The following is a 21,886-nucleotide window of genomic DNA, read 5'->3' as shown; positions in this document are numbered from 1 at the left end:
CACCGCCCGACCAGACCACGCCCGACCCGACGCCGACGGACCCGACCACGCGGGACCCGATGACGCCGGATATCGAGAGTGTGTTCCGGGAGGAGTATGGGCGGGCCGTGGCGGTCCTGGTGCGGGTCTTCGGTGACATCGATCTCGCCGAGGAAGCGGTCCAAGAGGCCTTCGCCGAGGCGGTCAAGCGGTGGCCGTCCACCGGCCTGCCGCCCAGCCCCGATGGCTGGATCATCACCACGGCCCGGAACCGGGCCATCGACCGGGTGCGCCGCGAGGCGAGCCGCAACCGGCGGTACGCCGAGGCCGCCCGGCTGCACAGCCCCGATGAACCGGCCGAGGAGGGTCCCGTGCGCGACGACCGGCTGCGTCTGATCTTCACCTGCTGCCACCCCGCGCTGGCCACCGCCGCCCAGGTCGCCCTCACCCTGCGGCTGCTGGGCGGCCTGTCCACCGCGGAGATCGCCCGTGCCTTCCTGGTCCCCGAGCCGACCATGGCCCAGCGCCTGGTCCGGGCCAAAGGCAAGATCCGCGACGCCCGCATCCCCTATCGCGTACCCGCCGACGCCGACCTTCCGGCCCGGCTGCGATCCGTGCTGGCCGTGGTGTATCTGATCTTCAACGAAGGCTACACCGCGAGCTCCGGCGAGCGGCTGACCCGCGAGGACCTCGCCGCCGAGGCGATCCGGCTGGGCCGCCTGCTGGCCGCGCTGATGCCCGACGAGCCCGAGGTCCTCGGATTGCTCGCGCTGATGCTGCTGATCGAGTCGCGACGGGCCGCCCGCACCACTCCAGACGGCGACCTGGTGCTCCTGGCCGACCAGGACCGGGCTCACTGGGAGCCCTCCCTGATCGCGGAAGGCCAGGCCATCGTCCGAGCCTGCCTGCGACGTGGCCGGCCCGGGCCGTACCAGATCCAGGCCGCGATCAACGCGGTGCACAGTGACGCGCCGACGGCTGAGGCCACCGATTGGGGGCAGATCCTCCAGTTGTACGACCAGCTCGCCGCCGTGGCCCCGAGCCCGGTGGTCGCGTTGAACCGGGCGGTGGCGGTGGCCGAGGTCAACGGGCCGTCAGCGGCACTCGCCCTGGTCGACGACCTCGACCTGGACGGCTTCTACCTCTATCACGCGATCCGCGCTGACCTGCTCCACCGCCTGGGCCGTGGGGCGGAGGCGGCACAGGCGTATGAGGCGGCGATCGCCCGCAGCGGCAACGCGGCCGAACGCGCCTTCCTGCACCGTGCGGCTCTGGCGGTGAATCCGGCCTCAGACTGAACCGAGCGCCTTCTACCACTGATCGCGCCTGGTACGGGGATTCCTCATCTCCAGCGGCGCGGCGCTGGGCGCCAACCGCTCCTACTCCACAAAGTACGAGTCGTGCTTGTCGAAGAACGTGGCACGCTCCTCCTCCGAAGCGTGTGCCAGGTGCGACACCTGCTCGAAGTACTCCTCGCGCGGGGCTCCCGGGGTGAACAGCAGCAGCATGTCGGCCGGAGCGTCGGAGTCGTTCCGGAAGGCATGCAACCCGCCCTGGGGCACGTGCAGGAAGTCTCCCTTGCGGGCGTCGACCCACCGCACACCGTCGAACACGCGCACCGTGCCGTCCAGGATGTAGAACGATTCCGAGATCCGCTTGTGGAAATGCTTCTTGGGGCCGCCCGCCCGGGGCCGCATCTCCACCCGGTATAGCCCGAACTCACCCCGCGTGGTGCCGGTGGTCGCCAGATAGTGGAGGGCGTCCTTCCCGCTACCGCTCTCACCGATGTCCGGCGGTGCGGTGGCCGGACGGAAGATGGCGCTGACCTCACCGTCCTCACCCCAGTACTTCTTCTCCGGGTACGGGTTCGACATGTCTTGATCCTTTCCTGTACGGCAGGACCGGTGGGCATCCACCGGTGTGACGGCCGGGAGTCCCCCGCCGGGTCTCAGTCGATGGTTTGGTGATGGGCGAAGCGGGACACCAGCGGCGGGTCCATCAGCCAGCTGTGGGTCCACCCGTGCAGCCGGTGCGAGGCCGCGGCGGTCTGCTGCAGCATGCCGAAGGCGATCGACGCACCGATGGCCATCAGGCCCGCGCACAGCGGCATGGCCCGGCTGAACGACGTATCGAAGGCTGCGTCCGAACGGTAGGCGTCCGGTCCCATCCCGACCAGTAGCGGCAGTGCCGCCACAGCCACTAGCCCGGCCGCCCGGGCCGCAGCGTTGTTGATGCCGCTGGCCAGCCCGGCGTTCGAGGCGCTCACCGAGGACAGCAGGGTCACGGTCAGCGGAGCGACCATGACCACCATCCCGGCTCCCATCACCAGCAGGGCGGGGAGAACGTCGGTCAGGTAGGACGCGCCCGGCCCGACCCGCAGCATCATCAGCATGCCCGCCCCGCACACCAGCGGGCCGATGGTGAGCGGGATCCGCGGCCCCAGGCGCTGGGCGAGCACCCCGGAGCCGGAGGAGAACAGCAGCATCAGCAAGGTGCTGGGCAGCATCGCCGCACCGGCTGCCAGCGCCGAGTAGCCGACGACGATCTGCAGTTGCAGAGCGGTCAGGAAAAAGAACCCGCCCGTGCCCGCGTAGACGCACAGGGTGATCAGGTTGACGGCGGTGAACTGCCGGGACGAGAAGATGGCCGGCGGAATCATCGGGTCGGCGCTGCGCCGTTCCACGGCGAGGAAGGTGGCTCCCGCCACCACGCCGCCGACGGCCGCGATGACGGCCACCAGACCGCCGTGGCGCGCCTCGGTCAGCGCGTAGGTGGCCAGAGCGAGCGCCAGGGCGCCCAGGACGGCGCCGGGTACGTCGAAACCGAGCCGCCGTCGGACCTCCGCGCCAGCCGCGAAGATGGCGTCCGGGGGCGTGCCCACGGACTCGGGGACATGGCGCAGCGCGACGGGCACACACAGCAGCGCCGGGACGATGCTCAGCAGGAAGGTCCAACGCCAGCCGGGGCCGTCCACCAACCACCCGCCCAAGAACGGCCCGAGGGCCGCGCCGATACCGCCGAAGCCCGACCACAGGCCGATCGCGCGCGGCCGGTCGTCCGGGTGAAAGGATGCCTCGATGATCGCCAGTGAGCCGGGGGTGAGCAGTGCGCCGCCGACGCCCTGCAGGGCCCGGGCAGCGATCAGCGTGGTGGCGTCCGGAGCCAGGCCACACAGCAGGGAGGCCGCCGCGAACCACACGATGCCCACGACGAAGATGCGCCGCCGCCCGAAACGGTCGCCCAGGGACCCGCCCAGCAGGATGAGGCCCGCCAGGGTCAGCATGTAGGCGTTCACCGTCCACTGGAGGACGGCGAGGTCAGCTCCGAAGTCGTCGCCGATATGCGGCAGCGCGACGTTGGTGACGGTCGATCCGAGCAGTACGACACTGGACCCCAGCACGGTGGCCAGCAGGGTCCACCGGCCACGGGCACTGCTGACGCGGAGGGAGGCGGCGCCGTCTGTGGCGGGGGAGTGAGTCATGGTGTGTCCTGGCGTCGTCCGACGAAGCGCTCGCGGCCGGTGTTCTCCCGCCGCAGTTCGCGCACGTCACGAACGGCCGTCGCGAATGCCGCGGGACGCTCCTGCGGAAGGTTGTGGCCGGCCCCCGCCACTGTGCGGTGGAGCCGGAGGCCGGTGAAGTGATGGGTGGTCGGAGAACCGTCCGTGGCCGGAAAGTTGCCGTCGGCCACGCCCAGGGCGGCCTGCTGACCCGAGCGCGGAGTCGAATCGGAAAGAAACCTCGTGGGCCCGTGGCCCCGCAGATAGGGGACGACGACCCGGAACCCGCTCTCCGCGAGCAGCGGGGCCACGGCCACGTAGCTGTGGATGTCGTAGGGAAAACCGTGCAGGAGCAGCACGGTGTCGTTCGCCGCAGAGCCCGTCTCGTAGTAGGCAACTTCGAGTACGTCGGTGCGGATCCGGCGGAGCGGCGCAAGTGTGTGGTGTTCGGACATGCGAGCCTCTGGATTCTGTTGCCCGTGGGACGGACGGTATGTGTCCGGGCGGGTCGGAGCGGCCGACTCAGCCGAACATGCCCGGTGTGTAGTCGCCGGCGGGCTGCCGGTTGATGACGTTGATGCGGTTGTAGGCGTTGATGACGGCGATCAGCGAGATGAGAGCGGCGAGCTGGTCATCGTCGTAGTGCTTCGCGGCGTTCGCCCATGCCTTGTCCGACACGCCGCCCGCGCCGTCCGCGATGCGCGTGCCCTGCTCGGTCAGCTCCAGCGCCGCGCGCTCCGCGTCAGTGAAGATCGTGGCCTCGCGCCACACGGCCACCAGGTTCAGACGCTGCTGTTCCTCACCCGCGGCGAGGGCGTCCTTGGTGTGCATGTCGGTGCAGAAACCGCAGCCGTTGATCTGGCTGGCACGGATCTTCACCAGCTCCTGAGTAGCGACCGGGAGGGCCGTCCGCACCGCCGCGCCGGTCGAGCTGAGGTGCTTCATGACCTTGCCGGCGAGGGCGTTGCCGAAGTAGTCGATACGCGCTTCCATGACGGATCTCCCTGGGTACGGAATAGTTACCACCTAATGACCGGGAGCCTCCCGAATCTGTGACAACCCGCGCGTACGCCGGCACGGAACACGTGTGAAGACAACCTGTGTTTGCGGCCCCGACCTCGAGAACCACCGACGTGTGCAGCTGCTGGCATCGAACGCGTGGGCGAAGGCCCTCGGCCCGGCGACCGCGGCCGTCCAGGTCGATAAGCAGCCGCCCTCAGCAGCGCCGATGCTTCATCGTGCTGGTCTTGCCCCACCGCGGCCAGCGCGGTTCTTCCCGTGTCGTGGGGCACGCGCGCTGGATCGTTCTGGACTTCCACTTACGATTGGTGATCATTTCAACACTTGGAGTGATGCTCTGGCCTCCTCGGCGGAGTGGCTGGCGTCACTCCGTCAGGGCTGGTGCGGGGTGGTTTCCTACTGGAAGTCGCACCCCGGGTTCGGCGCGTCCACCGAGAGCGGCGCGCCGTGCGGGATCACGTACAGCACTTCCATGACGACGGGCTTGTCGCCCCGGTTCTGGCCGATGTGGACGTGGTCGGAGCCGCTGGGCTCGACGATGGTCTGCCCGGCCTGGTACACGCCGTCGGACTCGCAGGTGGAGTCGAAGTGGCTGAGCGTTCCCTTGCGGATGACGCCGTAGAGGGTGCCGTCGTGGTAGTGCCAGCCGGTGCTGCCGCCCGGCTCGACCGTGATCTCGCGCAGGATGTAGTCCTGCTCACCCCCTGTCTTCTGGAAGAGGACCGTGGCGCTGACGCCGCTGCTCGGGGTGGCGTTCGCCGTACCGGGAAGCAGGGCGAGGCTCGTGGCGGCGGCGGTCGCCGCGAGTCCCATGCGATGGAGCTTGTTCATCTCGTCCCTTCTGGGGCGTGGCCGCCGTGCGCTTGGGGGGCGACCGCCGGTTCGTCCCTGTAGACAGGGCAGCTCCCGATCTTGTGACACGGCTCCGCGACGTTACCCGGGGGCGACCACGCGCGGGGAGGGACGGGTGCCGGTCAGCGCGGGATGGTGTCGCGGTGGGCGGCCAGCCACGTGTCGATCGACTGCAGCCTCGGGTTGAGCTTGCGCAGCAGCTCGAAGTCGATGAGCTCGGCGATGTCCGGGGCGGCCGCGATCAGGTACTGGAGCATGTTGCCGACCTCGCCCGCGCCCGGGAACCCCGCGGCCCGGATCATGTCGGGGCTGACCGCCTGGTAGGTGACGGGCTCGCCGAGCGCCAGGCTCAGCGCGGCGGCGTACTGCTCGCCGGTGAGCACGGACCCGGCGACGCTCACCCGCCTGCCGGCCATCCCGATCCCGTGGCGGAAGATCCCCAGCGCGGTCCTGCCGACGTCCTCCGCAGCTTGCGCGGCCACCCGCGCCTCGCCGAACCCGAGCGGCAGCACCAGCGCGCCCGTCTCGTCACGCCGGGGCGCGAACATGTCCCGGAACGCCTCGTAGTAGACGTTCGCCTGCAGGAAGGTGGTGGGCACGCCCGACTCCAGGAAGAACCGGTCGGCCTCGGCCTTGCCGTCGGCGTGTGGCACCTTGTACGAGCCCTCGAAGCTCGGCGTCCCGTCGCCCGGCCGGAAGTAGCCGCGGGTGTCGGACAGCGTGGACCAGACGAAATGCCGTACGCCGGTCTCCTGCCCCGCCCGCGCCGCGTTGCCGGCTTGCTCCCGCTCCTTGATGGTCGCGGGCCGCGCCCGCTCCTCCTCGGGCGTGCGAGGCTCCCAGAAGTTGGTCACCACGAAGGCGCCGTGGGCGCCGTCGAACGCCTTGCGCAGGCTGCCCGCGTCGTCGAGATCGGCCCCGACGACCTCGGCCCCGAGCGCGGCCAGCTCCCTGGCCCGCGCCGAACCCGGGTCCCGGGTCAGGGCTCGCGCGGCGAACCGCCCACTGCGGTCGTCGAGGATCGCGCGGACCAGCCCGCCCCCTTGCGCTCCGGTCGCGCCCACCACGGCGATGATCTGCTGCTCGCTCATAGAGACAAACCCTCACGTGTTCAGGTTGATGTATCAACCCGGCCACCATACAGCGCCAGGTTGATACGTCAAGCAACGGGTAGAGTGGGCGTCATGGGATGGGAGCAGGAACTCGGCGAGACCGACCGGATGTGGCGCACGTACATCGAAATGGCCAAGCACCTCGGCTCGCACCTGCAGCAGCACCTGCAGCGCGAGTGCGACCTGTCCGCGGCCGACTTCGAGGTCCTGGTCCGGCTCACGGAGTCGGAGCGGCGGGAGATGCCCGTCGCGGAGGTGGCCGCCGCGACCCAGTGGGAGAAGAGCCGTCTGTCCCACCAGCTCACCCGGATGGCGCAACGCGGGCTGGTCGAGCGAGTGGACTCCAACGACCGCCGCTACCCCGACGTGCGGCTCACCGACAAGGGCTACACAGCGATCAACAAGGCAGTCCCCGAGCACACCGAGATGGTTCACGCCCTGGTCGTCGACGTGCTGGGGCCCGAACGGCTGGCCGGCTTCGCGCAGGCCTGCGCCGACGTGCTCCGCGCACTCGACGAGCACCGGGAGCGGGACTGCTCGTTGTGATCACGAAGTAGCCGTCGGCGTTGGGCACGGGCCCGCCCGACGCGGAAGGGACCGGCGCGTAGTCCGGAAGGCCGGGCGAGTCGGTCGCGGCAGCGGTGCCCGAGAACCGCCGAGCAGCGAGGCGGCGGTGGGAACTGCGGCGGCGACCGACGTGCGCCTCAAGAACGTGCGGCGGTTGGTTGTGCTCGTCTCTTCAGGAGGGGTGAAGTTCGACAACGACGCGATAGCTGGCAGGTTCTGAGGTGATGTGAAGGCCCGGATCGTCGAACATGCGCTGCAGCGAGGCATGCCACTCGGGATTGCCGGTGGCTTTGTCGAGCGCGGTGCCCGAGGTCCACTCGGCGATGTGGACGAACCGCGCCTCAGGGGCGTCGGCGAGTGGCCTGTGCAGGCGGGAGCGGAGGAAGCCGGGCTGGGTCGACATGATTCGGGCGTTCTCCTGGTACACCTCAACGAAATAGTCGGCTTCGTCCGCCGGCACGGTGTAGCTCTTGATCACAGTTACTGGCCCGTCAACGCCGGTCTTCGATTCCAGGGATTGACTCATACCCATGGAGACCGGCGACGCCTCGAATTTGTGACACCAGCCGGCTGTTGACCTCGATGCCTCAGCCATCAAGCCGACTCGGGTGAGGGCCTCCGCTTGGCGGTGGTTTTCGCCTGACCATCCGTTTTGTGTTTCCGTACGGCGTGTCGTGGACGCCCGAGGCGCTTGGGTGGGCGTCGGCTTCCATGGGCCCAGGGCGGTGTGGTCACTCCTTCCGTGCTCGGCGGGGTGTCTTTGCGCTGGTCAGCCGGGTGCTGGGAGCGCACAAAGGCTTTTCGGGCAGGTGAGGAACGCGCTCTTCCAGGGCCAGATGGCGCTGATCTTCAAGATCCTGGGGCGGGCGTGGGTACGCGGCCAAGTCTCCACGGCTTGGTGGCATCCCGGTTGCGCCGCATGGCCTCTCCTTCTAATAGGGGGAGCGCGCACGTACGCCCTCACGTGCGTGATCGCTGGAGTGACCGCGTCACACCCGCCGCCTCGCGGGGGACGACGGGAGCGGCCATGGACCGTCCCTGCGTGCGCGGGGGGCACGGGCACGTAATGCGTGCCAATGAGCCGGTCGAGGGACCATCCCCGCGGCTGAGGTTGAAGCCATCCGCGCCTCCGCCGCCCAGCAGCGCATGCGTACAGCCCTGGCCGAGTGGGAGGAGGCGGACGCCGTCGCCTGGGAAGCACTCGCTCGCGCGGACGACGGCGACCGCCCGCGCTGAGCAATCCGAGCAGACCGCCGAGGGCCGGTGTCACTCCCCTATTGGATCTGGTCGGTCGGGCGGATGAGGATCTCGTTGACCGCGACGTGCTCCGGCTGGGTGACCGCGTACACGACGGCGTTGGCGATGTCCTCGGGCTGCAGGGTGCGCATGGAGGCGGCCATGTTCTGTGCGGCGGCCCGCATCGTGGGGTCCGTGTTGTGGCCGGTCAGCTCGGTGGCGACGAAGCCGGGCTCGATGGCCACGACACGCACACCCCGGGTGGTGACCTCCTGCCGCAGCGACTCGGAGAAGGCGGTGATGCCGAACTTCGTCGCGGCATACACACCGGCGTAGGCCGACGCGATCCGGCCCGAGGTCGAGGAGACCTGCACGATCGTGCCCCTGCGCTCCAACAGGTGGGGCAGACGCGCATGGACCATCTACATCGAGCCGAGCAGGTTGGTCTCGACCATGCGGGTCCATTGCGTGATGTCCGCACCCACGATCGGGCCGTTGAGCATCACCCCGGCGTTGTTCACCAGGACGTCCAGGGCGCCGAAGCGCTCGACGGTCGCCGCGACCGCGGCCCGCACCGACTCTTGGTCGGTCACGTCCAGTTCGAGGGCCAGCACCTCACCGGGCGCCTTGCGCGCCAGCGACTCCAACCGGTCGGCACGCCGGGCCCCGACCGCGACACGTGCCCCTTCCGCTGAGAGGGCCAGCGCAGTGGCCTCGCCGATGCCCGACGACGCTCCAGTGACGAGGACGACCAGTCCATTCAACGTGTTGCTCATGGCTTCCTTTCCGGAGGGGTTCACAGGTTTCGTCATGCCGCAATAGCTCGGCCGTGCTCAGGACGGGCGAGGAGCGCGGCGGTACTTGCATTGAGCGAGCTCTTCGTCGTCCACCAGGACGAGCACCGGCTTGCCGGGGCCACACAGCATGGTGGCCGTGAAACGGACCGGGAGTCCTCGCGGTTGTCGCCGTCTTGATAACGGCTCACGTCACTACCAGGAGTGCGGGTGCGGCGGCGCCGATCTTCATCGGGATCCCTTTCATCCGCCGGGCCACCTGATTGCGCCCGGTCGCCAGCTAAGACCGGACAGCCTCCAGGCCTGTGACAGCTGCCCTTCCGGCACCGCAGCGCGACGCCCTCGAGACGGTCTTTGGGATACGAGGGGGAACGCCGCCCGAACGCTTCCTGGTCGCGCTGGCCGTACTGAGCCTGCTGTCTGACGCCTCGGAGAAGGGTCCCCTGCTCTGCGTGGTCGACGACGCGCAGTGGATGGACCGGGCCTCGAGGCAGGTCCTCGGCTTCGTCGCCCGGCGGCTCCTCGCGGAGTCTGTCGCCCTCGTCTTCGGCTCTCGCGAGCGGTCCCAGGACCTGCTCGGACTGCCGGAGCTCGAGGTCACAGGCCTGACAGCGGAAGACGCGCACGCCCTGCTGACCTCGGTGACGCACGTCCAGATCGATCAGTACGTCCGCGACCGGTTCGTGGCCGAGACCAGGGGAACCCCGCTGGCCCTGCTGGAGCTGCCGCGTGATCTGGCGGGCGGGTTCGGCCTCCTGGATGCCGAGACGCTGCCTGGCCGGATCGAGCAGAGCTTCCTGGACAGGATCGACGGCCTGCCCGCGCAGACCCGGCTGCTCCTGCTGGTCGCGGCGGCCGAGCCGGTCGGCGACCCCTCGCCGGGAGAGCATCCCGCCGATTCCCGCCGAGATCGCGGCGCTCATGCGCGAGGTCTCGACCGTGGGAAAGCTCGTCCAGTAGCCGGATCTTGTCACAAATGCCGGGGCTGTCCTGTCTTAGCTGGCGATCGGGCCACATCACTGAACGGGGGAAGTTGTTGTGACCGCGTTGGCGATGGTCGCCGAGTTCGACGATGTCGCGGGCTGGACCGCCGACGCCGTCGAGCTGCTCGGGAAGCGGCATGCCGTACCGGCTGCCTGCCGTGGCAGCGCGAGCCCCGCGGCGCTGGCATGGCTGGCCGAGGCGTGCGAGCTGGCGCCCGGGATGCGGCTGCTCGATGTGGGCGCGGGAGTCGGCGGGCCGGCGGCCTGGGCGGCCGAGCGGTTCGGGGTCCGGCCAATCCTGATCGAGCCGATGCCGACCGCCCCGCAGGTTCTCCAGGCCCCCGACGGCAACCACTTTCCCACCTGCCGGGAGCTCGACGCGCTGCTCGAAGGCGCCGGGTTCGAGGTTCTCGAGCAACTCGACCAGCCCGGCCGGGCGCCTCTGTCGTGGTCGCGGCGCGCCGACCAGGTCGCCGCGGTAGTCGCCCGCCGCCACCAGGCTGATCCCGCCTACGCGCTCGCTGCCCGCCAGGGCGAGCGCTTCGCCCGCCTGTTCGCCACCGGCCAGATCGCCGTCCGGCTGATCCACGCGGTCAGCAGGCCGGCCGTACAACCCATGGAGGAGACATGTGCACCCCGAACGGTGAGAACGAGGTCCTGTACGAGCTCCACGTCGAGATCGAGGAGGAGCTGATCATCGCCGAGGCCAGCCACCCGGAGGAGGAGATGGAGCGGCCGGTCACCGAGTGGCTGTACGACCCGGCGGACGTCGAGCGCGAGGAGATCGCTCTGCGGGTGCTGCGCGACGCGGTCGTGGTGCTGGAGGACGGCTCGCGGCCGGGTGGCGACGTTGCCTGAGCCACGGATCGACACGCTCGACAGCCTCCGCGAGCACCTGCAGTGGGCGATCGAGCTGGAGCACGCGACGCTGCCGCCGTACCTGACGGCGCTGTACTCCCTCGACCCGGAGCGCAACCCGGCGGCCGTCGAGGTGCTGAGCAGCGTCTTCGTGGAGGAGATGCTGCACCTGGCGCTGGCGGCGAACCTGCTCAACGCCGTCGGCGGCGCCCCGCGGCTCGACACGCCCGAGATGCTGCCGCCTCACCCCCGCAAGCTGCCCCACGGCGACCTCGAGCTGTCGCTGGTGCCGTTCGGCCCGGAAGCGCTGGAGATGTTCCTGCGCCTGGAACAGCCCGCACCGCCCGGAGCCCCGCCGGAAGACGATAACTACGAGTCCATCGGGCAGTTCTACGCGGCGATCGAGCAGGGGTTGCGCTACTTGTGCGACACGCTCGGCGAGAAGGAGGTCTTCTCCGGCGACCCGGACCGGCAGGTGAGCGGCGGCCACTTCCGCCACACCGGCGGCAGGCTGGTCGCCGTCACCGACCTCGCCTCCGCGCTGGACGCGCTTGAGGAGATCGTCGAGCAGGGAGAGGGCACCGCCCGCAGCGAGGTCTGGGACGGTGACCAGGACGAGGTCGCCCACTACTACCGCTTCATGGAGCTGAAGCTCGGCCGCCGCTACCGGCGCGGGGACACCCCTGAGTCCGGGCCCACCGGTGAGATGCTCTCGGTGGATCTCACCGGGGTGTTCCCCATGACGCCCAACCCTGCGGACCGCGCCGCGCAGGAGGAGTTCAACCACACCTACTGCGCGATCCTCCATCTGCTGGAGCTCGCCTTCAACGGAAGCCCGAGGATGCTCGCCGTCGCCACCGGTGAGATGTACGCGCTCAAGGCCCAGGCGCAGGAGCTGATGCGGCGGGGCGGCCCGACCTTCGAGTACGTCCCGCCCGAGCTGCGCCGCTGGAGCGCGGGCGACCACCAGCGGATCGTCGTGCTCCGCAACGGGCCGTACGTCGTGTACGGCCGCATCCCCCTGCGGCGCAAGCGGAAGATCGTCTCCGCCGAGCAGAAGAACGCGCTCACCTGGAAGACCAGCGAGCCGCTGGAGACCGAGGAGACCTATGCGCTGTGCCGCTGCGGCCATTCGGGCGCCAAGCCGTTCTGCGACGGCACCCACGCCGCGATCGGCTTCGACGGCACCGAGGCCGCGCCGATGCGGCCCTACCAGGAGCTGCAGCACGTACACGACGGCGTCGGCATCTCCGCGCAGCGGGTCGGCGAGCTGTGCGTCCACGCCGCCTTCTGCATCGGCCGCGCCAGGCCCATCGCCAAGATGCTCGACGACACCGCCGACAGCGACGTGCGCTCCGACGTCATGGGCCGCATCGATCACTGTCCCTCCGGCTCCTACAGCTACGCACTCGAACGCGGCGGAGAAACGATCGAAGCCGACCTCCCGCGCGCCATCTCGGTGCTGAAGGAGGAGGACGGCCTGGCCAGCGCGCTGTGGGTGACCGGCGGCATACCCATTACCCGGTCAGACGGCCGGCCCGTGGAGACCAGGAACCGGATGACGCTGTGCCGTTGCGGCCACTCCGGCAACAAACCGCTGTGCGACGGCACCCACCGCGAGATCGGCTTCCACGAGTGAACAACCAGAAAGGCAATCCTATGAACCAACCCGTCGTCCTCCTCGTCCACGGCGCCTTCGCCGAGTCGGCCAGCTGGAACCGCGTCATCCAGCGCGTGCGCAGCAACCAGCTCACCACGGTCGCCGTGGCCAACCCGCTGCGCAGCGTGGAGGGCGACGCCGCCTACCTGCGCGACGTGATCAACGGCATCGGCGGCCCTGTCGTCCTGGCCGGTCATTCCTACGGCGGCATGGTGATCAGCCAGGCGGCGGCGGGCAACCCAGCCGTGCGCGCCCTGGTCTACGTCGCCGCCTTCGCTCCCGAGCCCGGCGAGAGCGCGCTGCTGCTGTCGAGCAAGTTCGAGGGCAGCACGCTCGGCCAGGCGCTGCAGGCCTACCCGGTGGCCTCCGGCGGCAACGAGCTCCGCATCGACCCCGCGAAGTTCCACCGCCAGTTCTGCGCCGACCTCGACACCGAGGAGGCCGCGCTGATGGCCGCGACCCAGCGGCCGGTGACCGAGCGCGCCCTGTCCGACGGGCTCGCCGTCGACGAGGCGCCCTGGCGCACCATCCCGTCCTGGTTCGTCCACGGCGACGAGGACCTCAACATCCCGGCCGCCGCACTGCGCTTCATGGCCGAGCGTGCGGACTCTCGCGGCACCCGCGAGGTCGCCGGCGCCTCCCACGCGCTCGCGGCCTCCCAGCCCGACGCCGTGACAGCGACCATCCTCGACGCTGCCGCCCACGCGCGAGGCTGACGAACCCCTGCCCAGGCCAACGGGCGAATCGATGTGGGGCACATGAACGCGGAATCCCCGGAACAGGCGAACGCTCTCGATCGAGCGGCGTCCGCCTTCGTCGAGCTGCGCCCGCGGCTGTTCGGCATCGCCTACCGGATGCTGGGCAGCGCGGCCGAGGCCGAGGACATCGTCCAGGAGGTGTGGCTGCGCTGGCAGGGCACCGACCGCGAGACAGTCGAGAACCCGCCGGCCTTCCTCGCGCTGGTCACCACCCGGCTGGCCATCAACCTGGCCCGGTCCGCGCGCGTGCGGCGCGAGTCCTACATCGGCCCCTGGCTGCCGGAACCCGTGGACACCAGTCTGGACCCCACCGTCGGCGCCGAACGCGGCGAAGCGCTGGAGCTGGCCTTCCTGCTGCTGATGGAGAGGCTCAATCCCACCGAGCGCGCCGCTTACGTCCTGCGCGAGGCCTTCGACTACCCCTATCCGCAGATAGCGGAGATCCTGCGGCTCACCCCGGTCAATGTCAGGCAGATCGTGAGCCGTGCCCGCAGGCGCATGACCGCCGTACGCCACAAGCCCATCGACAGGCTCCAGCACCGGCGCATTCTGGAGACGTTCCTCGACGCCGCCCAGACGGGAAATGTCGGCGCCTTGGAGGAGCTCTTCGCCGCCGACGTCGTCAGCTCCTCCGACGGCGACGGCATCAGGGGATCGGCCAAGTTCCCCGTGCTGGGCAATGAGCGGGTGGCCAGGTTCGTGGCCGCGTTCTCACCGCGGTTCTGGCCGGGCACCGCCATCACGTGGGTTGAGATGAACGGGCTGCCAGGCGTGCTCGTCACCCGGGGCGGCAGCGGCGTCGCCCTGCTCGCCATCGAGGCCTCCAGGGAGGGGATCCACCACCTGTTGTGGATCCTCAACCCGGCCAAGATCGAGGCCTTCGAGCGGTCTCGTAGCCGCTTTGTCACAACGTAAGGGGGCCATCCGGTCTTATCTGCCAACAACGAAGGAGGCGGCAGACCATGACCGAGGCGGGCCCGAGTCGCTGGCGGAGATGCTTGACGAACGGCAGCACCTGCTCGAGATCGCCCTGTGGATGTTCGGCTCGGACACCACGGCCGACCACGTCGTCCAGGAGACCTATCGCCGCTGGTACGCCCTTGACCAGGAGGAGCGCGCCGCCATCGCGGTGCCACGCGCCTGGCTGACGCGGACAGCGGGCAGCATCTGCCTGGAGCTCCTCGCCGACCCCGACCACGTGCCCGGCGGCCCGGTGACTCCGGCCCAGCCCGTGCCCGGTCCGACCTCGCACCAGGCCGGATACGGCCAGGCGATGCTCGCCAGGCACGAGCGGGTGGCCCGCAGGTTCGCCGCGGCCTGCCAGGCAGGCGATACCGAGGCGCTGCGGGAAGTCCTGGCCGCCGACGCGATCGTCGTCAGCGATGGCGGCGGCAAGGTGTGCGTCGCCGTACGGCCGACTTACGGCGCGGAGGCGGTCACGCGGGTCGTCACGGCGTTGCTGATCGACCAGCCAGAAACCGAGCCGGCCATCGGGTCGGTGAACGGCAGGACGGGGCTCGTCCTGCGGCGGGCGGGCAGGGCCGTGGCGGTGGTCAGCGTGAGCGTGGCCGGAGCCGAGGTCACGGCGGTATGGATCATCCTCAACCCCGACAAACTCCAGCGTTGGCGCTGAAGGGCATACCAGATCCTCTCCACTGACCACGACTACAACGGGGCGGAATTCAAGCCGCTCTACTCCACGCCCGTCGCCGTGACCGGCGGCGGTTCCTTACACGGATGGGCGAGCGGCCAGGCCAGATCCGCTGACGGCGGCTGGGCGAGCGCCGCTCGCGCGCGGTGTCCGGCAGGCCGACCACGGGCTGGGACAGCCTGACCGCCTCCGAGCTGCACATCGTCAGGCTCGTCGCGGGCTGCGCCACCAACAAGCAGGTCGCCGATCGGCTCTACCTGTCGCCGCACACGGTCAACACCCACCTGCGGCACGCCTTAACCAAGCTCGAGATCAGCTCGCGCGTCGCGCTCACCAGGCTCGTCCTCGAACAGGAGGCAGCCTGTCACAACTGAGAGGGGCTGCCTTGTCTTAGCTGACGACGGGGGGCGCACCACAGCGCCCCGAAAGCCAGAAGGGTGCCCACAATGAAAATCGTGGTGATCGGCGGGACCGGGCTCATCGGGTCGAAGCTGGTGAAGAAGCTGGGCGAGCACGGCCACGAGGCCGTGGCCGCGTCGCCGAACACCGGCGTCAACACGCTGACCGGCGAGGGCCTGGCCGAGGTGCTGAAGGGCGCCCAGGTCGTGATCGACGTGTCGAACTCGCCCTCGTTCGAGCGCGAGGCCGTCATGAAATTCTTCCAGACCTCCACCGGCAACCTGCTGGCGGCCGAGGCGGCCGCGGGCGTGGGCCACCACGTGGCGGTGTCGATCGTGGGGACCGAGCGGATGCCGGAAAACGGCTACTTCGCGGCGAAGATCGCCCAGGAGAAGCTGATCGAGAAGTCGGGCATCCCGTTCTCGCTGGTGCACTCCACCCAGTTCTTCGAGTTCGCCCGCGGCATCGCCGACGAGAGCACGGTCGACGGCAAGGTGCACATCGCGCCGGTGCTGTTCCAGCCGATCGCGGGCGACGACGTGGCCCAGGCGGTCGGCAGGACCGCGGTGGGGACGCCGCTGAACGGCCGGATCGAGATCGCCGGACCGACCCAGTACAAGATGGACGAGTTCTTCCGCAAGGCGCTGGCCGCCTGGGGCGACACCCGCGAGGTTCTCGCCGACCCGCAGGCGCGCTACTTCGGCAGTGTGCTCGGCGAGCGGTCGCTGGTGCCCGGTGAGGGCGCGCAGCTCGGCACCATCACCTACAAAGACTGGCTCGACCAGTCCACCGCGAAGTAGGGCCGGGCGATGGACAAGCCGCGATCGACCGCGTGGCAGACGGCGCTGACCGTGCTGCAGGAGGCACAGCCTCCGTTCATCCCCGAGGGCGCGCACGCGATGACCGTGGTCATCGAGTACCCGCCCGGAGACCCGGGCGCACCGCCGCATCGCCACCCGGGTCCCGCCTTCGGCGTCGTCCTCGAGGGCGAGAACACGGTCACCATGCTGTGCGAGCCGGGCAAGCCGATGTTCACGCTGGTGGAAGAGGCCGAGCCGGCCCAGCGCAAGGACCGCCGCGCGCCACGCCCGTCCTGAACCCCGGCGAAGTACCCGCAGCGTGACGGCACCGGCTGCCGTCATCGCTGCCTGATCCCTGGATCGAACCAGGCAGCCGGCCTATCGGCCGGCGGTCCGATCCGCCATGCCAACAACCCGAGGTATGACACGAATGAACCACGAACGACCGGTTCGGATCGACACGCTCGGCAGCCTCCGCGAGCACCTGCAGTGGGCGATCGAGCTGGAGCACGCGACGCTGCCGCCGTACCTGACGGCGCTGTACTCGCTGGATCCGGAGCGTAACCCGGCGGCCGTCGAGGTGGTGAGCGGCGTCTTCGTGGAGGAGATGCTGCACCTGGCGCTGGCGGCGAACCTGCTCAACGCCGTCGGCGGCACGCCGCGCCTGGACATGCCGGGGATGCTGCCGCCGCACCCGCGCAAGCTGCCGCACAGCGATCTGGAGGTGTCGCTGGTGCCGTTCGGCGCGGAGGCGCTGGAGATGTTCCTGCGCCTGGAGCAGCCGGCGGCACCTAGCGCGCCGCCGGAGGACGAGGGCTACGAGACGATCGGGCAGTTCTACGCGGCGATCGAGCAGGGGGTGCGCTACTTGTGCGACACGCTTGGCGAGAGGGTGGTCTTCTGCGGCGACCCGGCCCGGCAGGTGAGCGGCGCCCGCTTCCGTCACACTGCCGGATCGCTGTTCGCCGTCGAGGATCTGGAGTCCGCGCTCGGCGCGCTCAAGGAGATCGTCGAGCAGGGGGAAGGCAACGCCCGCAGCGAGGTCTGGGACGGTGACCAGGACGTCCTCCGCCCCGAGCGGGACGAGGTCGCCCACTACTACCGCTTCCAGGAGCTCAAGCTCGGCCGCCGTTACCAGCGGGGCGACACCCCGAACACCGGCCCGACCGGCGAGGAGGTCGGCGTCGATCCGGACGGCGTGCTCCCGATGACACCCAACCCGCGGCCCGCCGCGCAGGGCAGTGCCGTACGGGCGGCGCAGGATCTGTTCGACACCACCTACAGCACCCTGTTGTCCCTGCTGGAGCAGGCATTCAACGGCGACCCGAAGCGGCTCACGGACGCCACCCGCACCATGTTCACGCTCAAGGCCCAGGCGCAGGCGCTGATGGCGCTGCCCGGCGGCGCCGGTCCCACCTTCGCCTACGTGCCGCGCGAAGCACGTAGCTGATCCATACCGAAAGAAGGCACATCATGAACAAGCACATCCTCGAGCCCGCCGCCTGGGAGGTGGCGCAGGCCACCTCGAAGCCGCCGTTCCTGTACGAGCTCGGCCCCGAGGGCGCCCGCAAGATCCTCGACGACCTGCAGGCCGCCCCGATCGCCAAGCCGGACGTGGACGAAAAGTGGATCGTCGTCCCCGCCGGGGTCGGCAACGTGCGGGTGCGGATCGTCAAGCCGGCCGGCTCGACGGGCACGCTCCCCGTCGTCCTGTACGTGCACGGCGGCGGCTGGGTCATCGGCAACGCGAGCACCCACGACCGGCTCGTGCGCGAGCTCGCCGTCGGCGCGAGCGCGGCCGTCGTCTTCGTCGAGTACGACCGCTCGCCCGAGGCCCGCTACCCGGTGGCCATCGAGCAGGCTTACGCCACCGCCCAGTGGATCGTGAAGTTCGGCGCCGAGGAGGGGCTGGACCCCTCCCGGCTGGCCGTCGCGGGCGACTCGGTCGGAGGCAACATGACCGCGGCGCTGACCATCCTGGCCAAGCAGCGCGGTGACGTGCACTTCGTGCACCAGTCGTTGTACTACCCGGTCACCGACGCCGGCCAGGACACCAACAGCTACCGCGAGTTCGCCGACGGGCCGTACCTGACGGCCAAGGCGATGGCCTGGTTCTGGGACGCCTACACCAGCGACCCCGCCCAGCGCGCCGAGATCACCGCCTCGCCGCTGCGCGCCTCCCTAGCCGACCTCGAGGGCCTGCCGCCCGCGTTCGTCATCGTCGACGAGAACGACGTGCTGCGTGACGAGGGCGAGGCCTACGCCCGCAAGCTGATCGCGGCCGGGGTGCCCACCTCCAGCGTCCGCTACAACGGCACGCTGCACGACTTCATGATGCTCAACCCCCTCCGCGCCACCGAGGCCACCAGCGCCGCCATGGCCCAGGCCATCGACGTCCTCAAGACCGCCTTGAAAGCCGGAGAATCTCGGCGAGAATCGGCGCCGGTGTTGTCGACCACGCGCTGATCTTGGTCTACTTCGCGATGGTCCTGCTGGTCGGGGTGGCCGCGCGAAGGAGAGTCTCCAGCAGCCTCGACTTCCTGCTCTCCGGGAGGTCGTTGCCCCCCTGGATCACCGGGCTCGCCTTCATCTCGGCCAACGGCGCGCGCTCGCCCATGTGCTCCCGGGTGGTGGCCGCGAGCCTCATCGGGTCGGTGTTGTCTCTGCTGCCCGGCCCTGTCGGCCAGCCCTCCAGTGACGCGACCGCGGCCACCTACAGGCTGGCCACCGATCACAGCAATGACGGTGTCCGCGCGATGGTGGCTCACCTGGAAGGACTGGATCGTGCGGTGCTGGCCGATGTGCTGGAAGACGTGCTCGATTTCGTGCCAGTCCTCATCGACACCCTGCGAGAAATGCGCGCAGGCTCCGAGACCGAATCCGGTGATGCGCCGGCAGGAGAGCCGGGCCCAGAAACCGCCTCAACCGTGAGCGCGGAACTGGCGATCCACCATGTGGCCGCCGGCATAGACGTGCTGCTAAGCCAGGAGAACGTCAGCGAGTTGCTCGCACAGGCCGAAGGCATCGCGAGCGGCGAGTGGCCGCTGCGTTGTGCGCTGTGTGACAAGCCGATCGGCGTCGCCGTGACGGCCGAGGTCAACCTGGGACTGGTGATCTCGACAACCGGCGGGCCGCAGTCTCCCGATCTGGTGATCCCGGCTTGGACGCATCCGTCCTGTGGGCGGGCGCGCGTCTGGGCGCAGGCCGCGTTGAACGCGGCTCCCCGCGATGCCGGGCTGCCCATCTGGGGGGACGATCCGGCGCCGCAGGGACTGGACGCCGGGCGGGAGCCGGACTGGTTCACCTCCAGCCGTGTCCGCCACCACAACGTGATCTATCCGCTGCTGGTCGTCCAGCCCGGCCAGCCTCACCCCTACGGCGCCCCCGGGCACGTGGCCGACATGCTGACGATGGGCCTGCGCCCGGTCGAACTGACACGCGAGCGGATCGACGAGGTCGCGGGCTGGCAAGTGCGGGTGGCCGCCGGCCAGCTGCTGGGCGCGGTCTACGACCGTTACCTGCACGGCACCGCCTTCCATGACGAGCTCAGCCCCGGCCACCCCGCATGAGCGAGCCATTCGAGATCGTCCCGCACGCGGTCCTGCCAGCGGATAGCGCACCGCTCTTGTCCTCCTACAGGGGCGGCCGGAGGGAGGCGGAGGGGAGTGACCTCCCCCGCGAAGGCGGTCGTGACTGTTTGTGTTCTCAGAAATGACTCATTTCTGAGAACGCCAGGCGGCTCAGCCGCGCGGCGCGTACATGATCACCAGGACGCCGGCCAGGCAGACCAGCGCGCCCATGACATCCCAGCGATCGGGCCGGAAGCCGTCGACGACCATGCCCCAGGCCAGCGATCCGGCGACGAAGACGCCGCCGTAGGCGGCCAGGATGCGGCCGAAGTTCGCATCCGGCTGCAGCGTGGCGACGAACCCGTACAACCCCAGGGTGATGACGCCGGCGCCGACCCAAGCCAGGCCGCGCTGCTCGCGGACGCCTTGCCAGATCAGCCAGGCCCCGCCGATTTCGGCGAGTGCGGCCAGGGCGAACAACACCAGGGAACGGACGATCGTCATGACAGGCAGTACAACGCATCCCAGCGGCCAGCCCCTCACCGGTCTGCCGGGGCTGGTGCAGCGTGGCGGGTGTTCAGCATCCGCAGCCGTTCCCGCTGCATCCGCAGCTTCCGACCGCGGCGGACCCGCCGACCGGGTCTCGGCCAGGTGGATCCGGCTACGGGCTGAGGTGTGCGGTCAACGCCGGTTGCCGCTGTCCGTACCGTCACAGCGAGCGTTTCAGGAAGGCCACGGCCGGCGATGCGCCGTAACGGCGCCGAGCCCCGTACGGGTCAGAGGCCGTCTCCCTGGAGGCCACCGGCCCGGTACGGCGGGTGGCGCCGGCCCGGCGGTGCCGTAAAAGAAGGGACAAAAGCATCGGGACGGAGGTCACGTGGCCACGTGGACGAAGTGGCCGCGGCGGGTGGGGAGGACGGCGGGACACGCGTCGGGCTCGTCGAGCCCGGCCAGCAGGATTTCGGCGAGTTGGCGGCGCTGAGAGCTGGTCAAGGTCATGGGCAGCACGATGGGCATCAGCTCGATGGCGTCGCCGGGTAGCTCGCGGACATGGCAGGGCAGGAGGAGAGAGGAGTGAAGCACGACCCCACTATCGCAGCCGCCACCGACAGATCGCGGCGACTTGGTCTCACCGAGACCTGAGTGACGCCTGGCCGACGCCGAAGGCGCGTGATTACCCCTCCTGACCTTGGGTAACAGGACCAGAACAAAGGGGGAATCATGATCAAAATGCTCCACAAAATGGGCATCCGGTCCAGTTACATGTACGCGGCCGGGGTCGCGTCGATCGGTGCGTCCATCGCGTCCTGGATGATGTCGAGGAACCTGGAGAAGGCCAGCCTCGCCCGGGCGGATCGCTGGGGGATCTTCGTCGGCCAGTGGGCGCCCACGTTCCTCGCCCTGGGTGTCGCGCTCCGCATCGAGGAGACGCACATGGAGATCGACGAGGAAGCGAAGGTGGAGATGTTCGACCGCTCGTCCGGCGGTGTGCGCCCACGGACGCACGCGGGCACGTAACGCGGGCTGGACACACGGAGCGAACCGACCGCAGGCCGCCTCTCACCGAAGCGGCCTGCGGTCCGATGTCGAGAGAAAGGCCGGCGCACGTGAGAAGGCCGGCCCCCGAGAGAAGCGCAGCGACAGAGAGATCTAGCGCGGTTCGTCTGCGTACGCGGCCAGCTGCTTGAGCGGTTCGTCGGTCAGTCTGAACATCGTCCACTCGTCGAGCGGTACGGCGCCCAGCTTCCTGTAGAACCCGATGGCCGGTTCGTTCCAGTCGAGTACCGACCATTCGAGCCGGTGGTAGCCGCGTTCGGCGCAGATCCGGGCCAGCTCGGCCAGCAGTGCCTTGCCGTAGCCGGACCCGCGCATCCCGGGACGGACGTACAGATCCTCCAGATAGATCCCGTGCGTCCCCCGCCAGGTCGAGAAGCTGAGGAACCACACCGCGAACCCGGCCACCTCACCGTCGTGTTCGACGACATGCGCGAACACGGCGGGCTCAGCGCCGAAGAGCACCTCGCGCAGCTGCTCCTCTGTCGCCCGCACCTCATGCGCGGCCTTCTCGTACGTGGCCAGTTCGTGCACGAGCTGGAGCATCGCGGGGACGTCGTCAACAGTGGCGCGGCGAATCATGGGCCTCAGAGTA

26 protein-coding genes and 1 pseudogene are annotated in these 21,886 nt (G+C 69.7%); 15 read left to right on the top strand and 12 right to left on the bottom strand.

All coding sequences use genetic code 11. The features are described from left to right. Positions 1-59: 59 nt before the first annotated feature. Entirely contained in the window at positions 60-1,277 is a 1,218-nt protein-coding gene (locus tag AB0B64_RS05625; RefSeq protein ID WP_358175952.1) for a sigma-70 family RNA polymerase sigma factor, read from the top strand. Between the two features lie 81 nt (positions 1,278-1,358). On the opposite strand, the gene AB0B64_RS05620 is transcribed toward AB0B64_RS05625, so the two are convergent. The 6 genes from AB0B64_RS05620 to AB0B64_RS05595 form a co-directional block, all read right to left on the bottom strand. Then, a complete protein-coding gene (locus tag AB0B64_RS05620) occupies positions 1,359-1,853 on the bottom strand; it encodes a cupin domain-containing protein (RefSeq protein WP_357940522.1) in 495 nt (164 codons plus the stop codon). A gap of 74 nt (positions 1,854-1,927) precedes the next feature. Then, the gene (locus AB0B64_RS05615) at positions 1,928-3,460 is read right to left on the bottom strand and encodes an MFS transporter (protein ID WP_357940520.1); all 1,533 of its coding nucleotides are present in this window, start codon (positions 3,458-3,460) and stop codon (positions 1,928-1,930) included. Beyond that, positions 3,457-3,933 carry an alpha/beta fold hydrolase gene (locus AB0B64_RS05610; RefSeq protein WP_357940518.1) on the bottom strand — a complete coding sequence of 159 codons (477 nt, stop codon included), beginning with the start codon at positions 3,931-3,933 and terminating at the stop codon, positions 3,457-3,459. Before AB0B64_RS05610 ends, AB0B64_RS05615 begins: the two co-directional genes overlap by 4 nt. Before the next feature lie 67 nt (positions 3,934-4,000). Further along, a complete protein-coding gene (locus AB0B64_RS05605; protein WP_358174934.1) occupies positions 4,001-4,471 on the bottom strand; it encodes a carboxymuconolactone decarboxylase family protein in 471 nt (156 codons plus the stop codon). 423 nt (positions 4,472-4,894) lie between these two features. Further along, on the bottom strand, positions 4,895-5,329 hold the full coding sequence (locus AB0B64_RS05600) for a cupin domain-containing protein (RefSeq protein WP_357940514.1): 435 nt from the start codon (positions 5,327-5,329) through the stop codon (positions 4,895-4,897). Between the two features lie 143 nt (positions 5,330-5,472). Further along, positions 5,473-6,441, bottom strand: coding sequence for an NmrA/HSCARG family protein (locus AB0B64_RS05595; RefSeq protein WP_357940512.1), 969 nt, complete (start codon positions 6,439-6,441; stop codon positions 5,473-5,475). Positions 6,442-6,534: 93 nt separating this feature from the next. Here AB0B64_RS05595 and AB0B64_RS05590 point away from each other — a divergent pair, with 93 nt between their 5' ends. Further along, positions 6,535-7,008, top strand: a complete 474-nt coding sequence (locus tag AB0B64_RS05590) for a MarR family transcriptional regulator (protein ID WP_357940510.1) — start codon at positions 6,535-6,537, stop codon at positions 7,006-7,008. A 193-nt stretch (positions 7,009-7,201) separates the two neighbouring features. Here the strand turns inward: AB0B64_RS05590 and AB0B64_RS05585 are convergent, their stop codons facing one another. From AB0B64_RS05585 to AB0B64_RS05575, 3 genes and pseudogenes are all read right to left on the bottom strand, one after another. Beyond that, positions 7,202-7,624 carry an antibiotic biosynthesis monooxygenase family protein gene (locus tag AB0B64_RS05585; RefSeq protein ID WP_225289055.1) on the bottom strand — a complete coding sequence of 141 codons (423 nt, stop codon included), beginning with the start codon at positions 7,622-7,624 and terminating at the stop codon, positions 7,202-7,204. Between the two features lie 679 nt (positions 7,625-8,303). Further along, positions 8,304-9,041 (bottom strand): annotated as a pseudogene (locus AB0B64_RS05580) (SDR family NAD(P)-dependent oxidoreductase). Positions 9,042-9,073: 32 nt separating this feature from the next. Next, positions 9,074-9,982 (bottom strand): hypothetical protein, encoded by a 909-nt coding sequence (locus AB0B64_RS05575; protein WP_358174932.1) that lies wholly within the window; start codon positions 9,980-9,982, stop codon positions 9,074-9,076. Positions 9,983-10,097: 115 nt separating this feature from the next. On the opposite strand from AB0B64_RS05575, the gene AB0B64_RS05570 reads away from it, so the two are divergent. The 12 genes from AB0B64_RS05570 to AB0B64_RS05515 all read left to right on the top strand — a co-directional run bounded on the left by AB0B64_RS05570 (position 10,098) and on the right by AB0B64_RS05515 (position 19,737). Next, a complete protein-coding gene (locus AB0B64_RS05570) occupies positions 10,098-10,736 on the top strand; it encodes a hypothetical protein (RefSeq protein WP_357940506.1) in 639 nt (212 codons plus the stop codon). Beyond that, positions 10,670-10,900, top strand: a complete 231-nt coding sequence (locus tag AB0B64_RS05565) for a hypothetical protein (RefSeq protein WP_358174929.1) — start codon at positions 10,670-10,672, stop codon at positions 10,898-10,900. Before AB0B64_RS05570 ends, AB0B64_RS05565 begins: the two co-directional genes overlap by 67 nt. Next, positions 10,893-12,539: a ferritin-like domain-containing protein gene (locus AB0B64_RS05560; RefSeq protein WP_357940502.1), complete on the top strand. Its 1,647-nt coding sequence runs from the start codon at positions 10,893-10,895 to the stop codon at positions 12,537-12,539. Before AB0B64_RS05565 ends, AB0B64_RS05560 begins: the two co-directional genes overlap by 8 nt. A gap of 20 nt (positions 12,540-12,559) precedes the next feature. Beyond that, positions 12,560-13,276: an alpha/beta hydrolase gene (locus AB0B64_RS05555; RefSeq protein WP_357940500.1), complete on the top strand. Its 717-nt coding sequence runs from the start codon at positions 12,560-12,562 to the stop codon at positions 13,274-13,276. A gap of 42 nt (positions 13,277-13,318) precedes the next feature. Then, complete coding sequence (locus tag AB0B64_RS05550) at positions 13,319-14,233, top strand: RNA polymerase sigma-70 factor (RefSeq protein WP_358174926.1); 915 nt, start codon at positions 13,319-13,321, stop codon at positions 14,231-14,233. 79 nt (positions 14,234-14,312) lie between these two features. Further along, complete coding sequence (locus tag AB0B64_RS05545; protein WP_357940495.1) at positions 14,313-14,951, top strand: hypothetical protein; 639 nt, start codon at positions 14,313-14,315, stop codon at positions 14,949-14,951. A 164-nt stretch (positions 14,952-15,115) separates the two neighbouring features. After that, positions 15,116-15,343: a helix-turn-helix transcriptional regulator gene (locus AB0B64_RS05540; protein WP_357940493.1), complete on the top strand. Its 228-nt coding sequence runs from the start codon at positions 15,116-15,118 to the stop codon at positions 15,341-15,343. A gap of 72 nt (positions 15,344-15,415) precedes the next feature. Beyond that, positions 15,416-16,168 (top strand): SDR family oxidoreductase, encoded by a 753-nt coding sequence (locus AB0B64_RS05535; protein WP_357940491.1) that lies wholly within the window; start codon positions 15,416-15,418, stop codon positions 16,166-16,168. A gap of 9 nt (positions 16,169-16,177) precedes the next feature. Next, the gene (locus AB0B64_RS05530; protein WP_357940489.1) at positions 16,178-16,465 is read left to right on the top strand and encodes a cupin domain-containing protein; all 288 of its coding nucleotides are present in this window, start codon (positions 16,178-16,180) and stop codon (positions 16,463-16,465) included. A gap of 133 nt (positions 16,466-16,598) precedes the next feature. Continuing rightward, positions 16,599-17,618, top strand: coding sequence for a ferritin-like protein (locus AB0B64_RS05525; protein ID WP_358174923.1), 1,020 nt, complete (start codon positions 16,599-16,601; stop codon positions 17,616-17,618). A 23-nt stretch (positions 17,619-17,641) separates the two neighbouring features. Further along, the gene (locus tag AB0B64_RS05520) at positions 17,642-18,634 is read left to right on the top strand and encodes an alpha/beta hydrolase (RefSeq protein ID WP_357940485.1); all 993 of its coding nucleotides are present in this window, start codon (positions 17,642-17,644) and stop codon (positions 18,632-18,634) included. Positions 18,635-18,636: 2 nt separating this feature from the next. Then, a complete protein-coding gene (locus tag AB0B64_RS05515) occupies positions 18,637-19,737 on the top strand; it encodes a hypothetical protein (RefSeq protein WP_357940483.1) in 1,101 nt (366 codons plus the stop codon). A 171-nt stretch (positions 19,738-19,908) separates the two neighbouring features. On the opposite strand, the gene AB0B64_RS05510 is transcribed toward AB0B64_RS05515, so the two are convergent. Continuing rightward, entirely contained in the window at positions 19,909-20,241 is a 333-nt protein-coding gene (locus AB0B64_RS05510; protein WP_357940481.1) for a YnfA family protein, read from the bottom strand. 369 nt (positions 20,242-20,610) lie between these two features. Beyond that, on the bottom strand, positions 20,611-20,820 hold the full coding sequence (locus AB0B64_RS05505; protein WP_357940479.1) for a hypothetical protein: 210 nt from the start codon (positions 20,818-20,820) through the stop codon (positions 20,611-20,613). Positions 20,821-20,958: 138 nt separating this feature from the next. Here AB0B64_RS05505 and AB0B64_RS05500 point away from each other — a divergent pair, with 138 nt between their 5' ends. Next, positions 20,959-21,255 carry a hypothetical protein gene (locus AB0B64_RS05500; RefSeq protein WP_358174920.1) on the top strand — a complete coding sequence of 99 codons (297 nt, stop codon included), beginning with the start codon at positions 20,959-20,961 and terminating at the stop codon, positions 21,253-21,255. 132 nt (positions 21,256-21,387) lie between these two features. Here AB0B64_RS05500 and AB0B64_RS05495 read toward each other — a convergent pair whose 3' ends face one another. Further along, positions 21,388-21,873 (bottom strand): GNAT family N-acetyltransferase, encoded by a 486-nt coding sequence (locus AB0B64_RS05495; protein WP_357940475.1) that lies wholly within the window; start codon positions 21,871-21,873, stop codon positions 21,388-21,390. Positions 21,874-21,886: the final 13 nt, after the last annotated feature.

This window comes from Nonomuraea sp. NPDC049129, assembly GCF_040648495.1.
GTDB lineage: Bacteria > Actinomycetota > Actinomycetes > Streptosporangiales > Streptosporangiaceae > Nonomuraea.
Note: the sequence above shows the minus strand (reverse complement) of the source record. Positions and strands in the feature narration are given on the sequence as shown.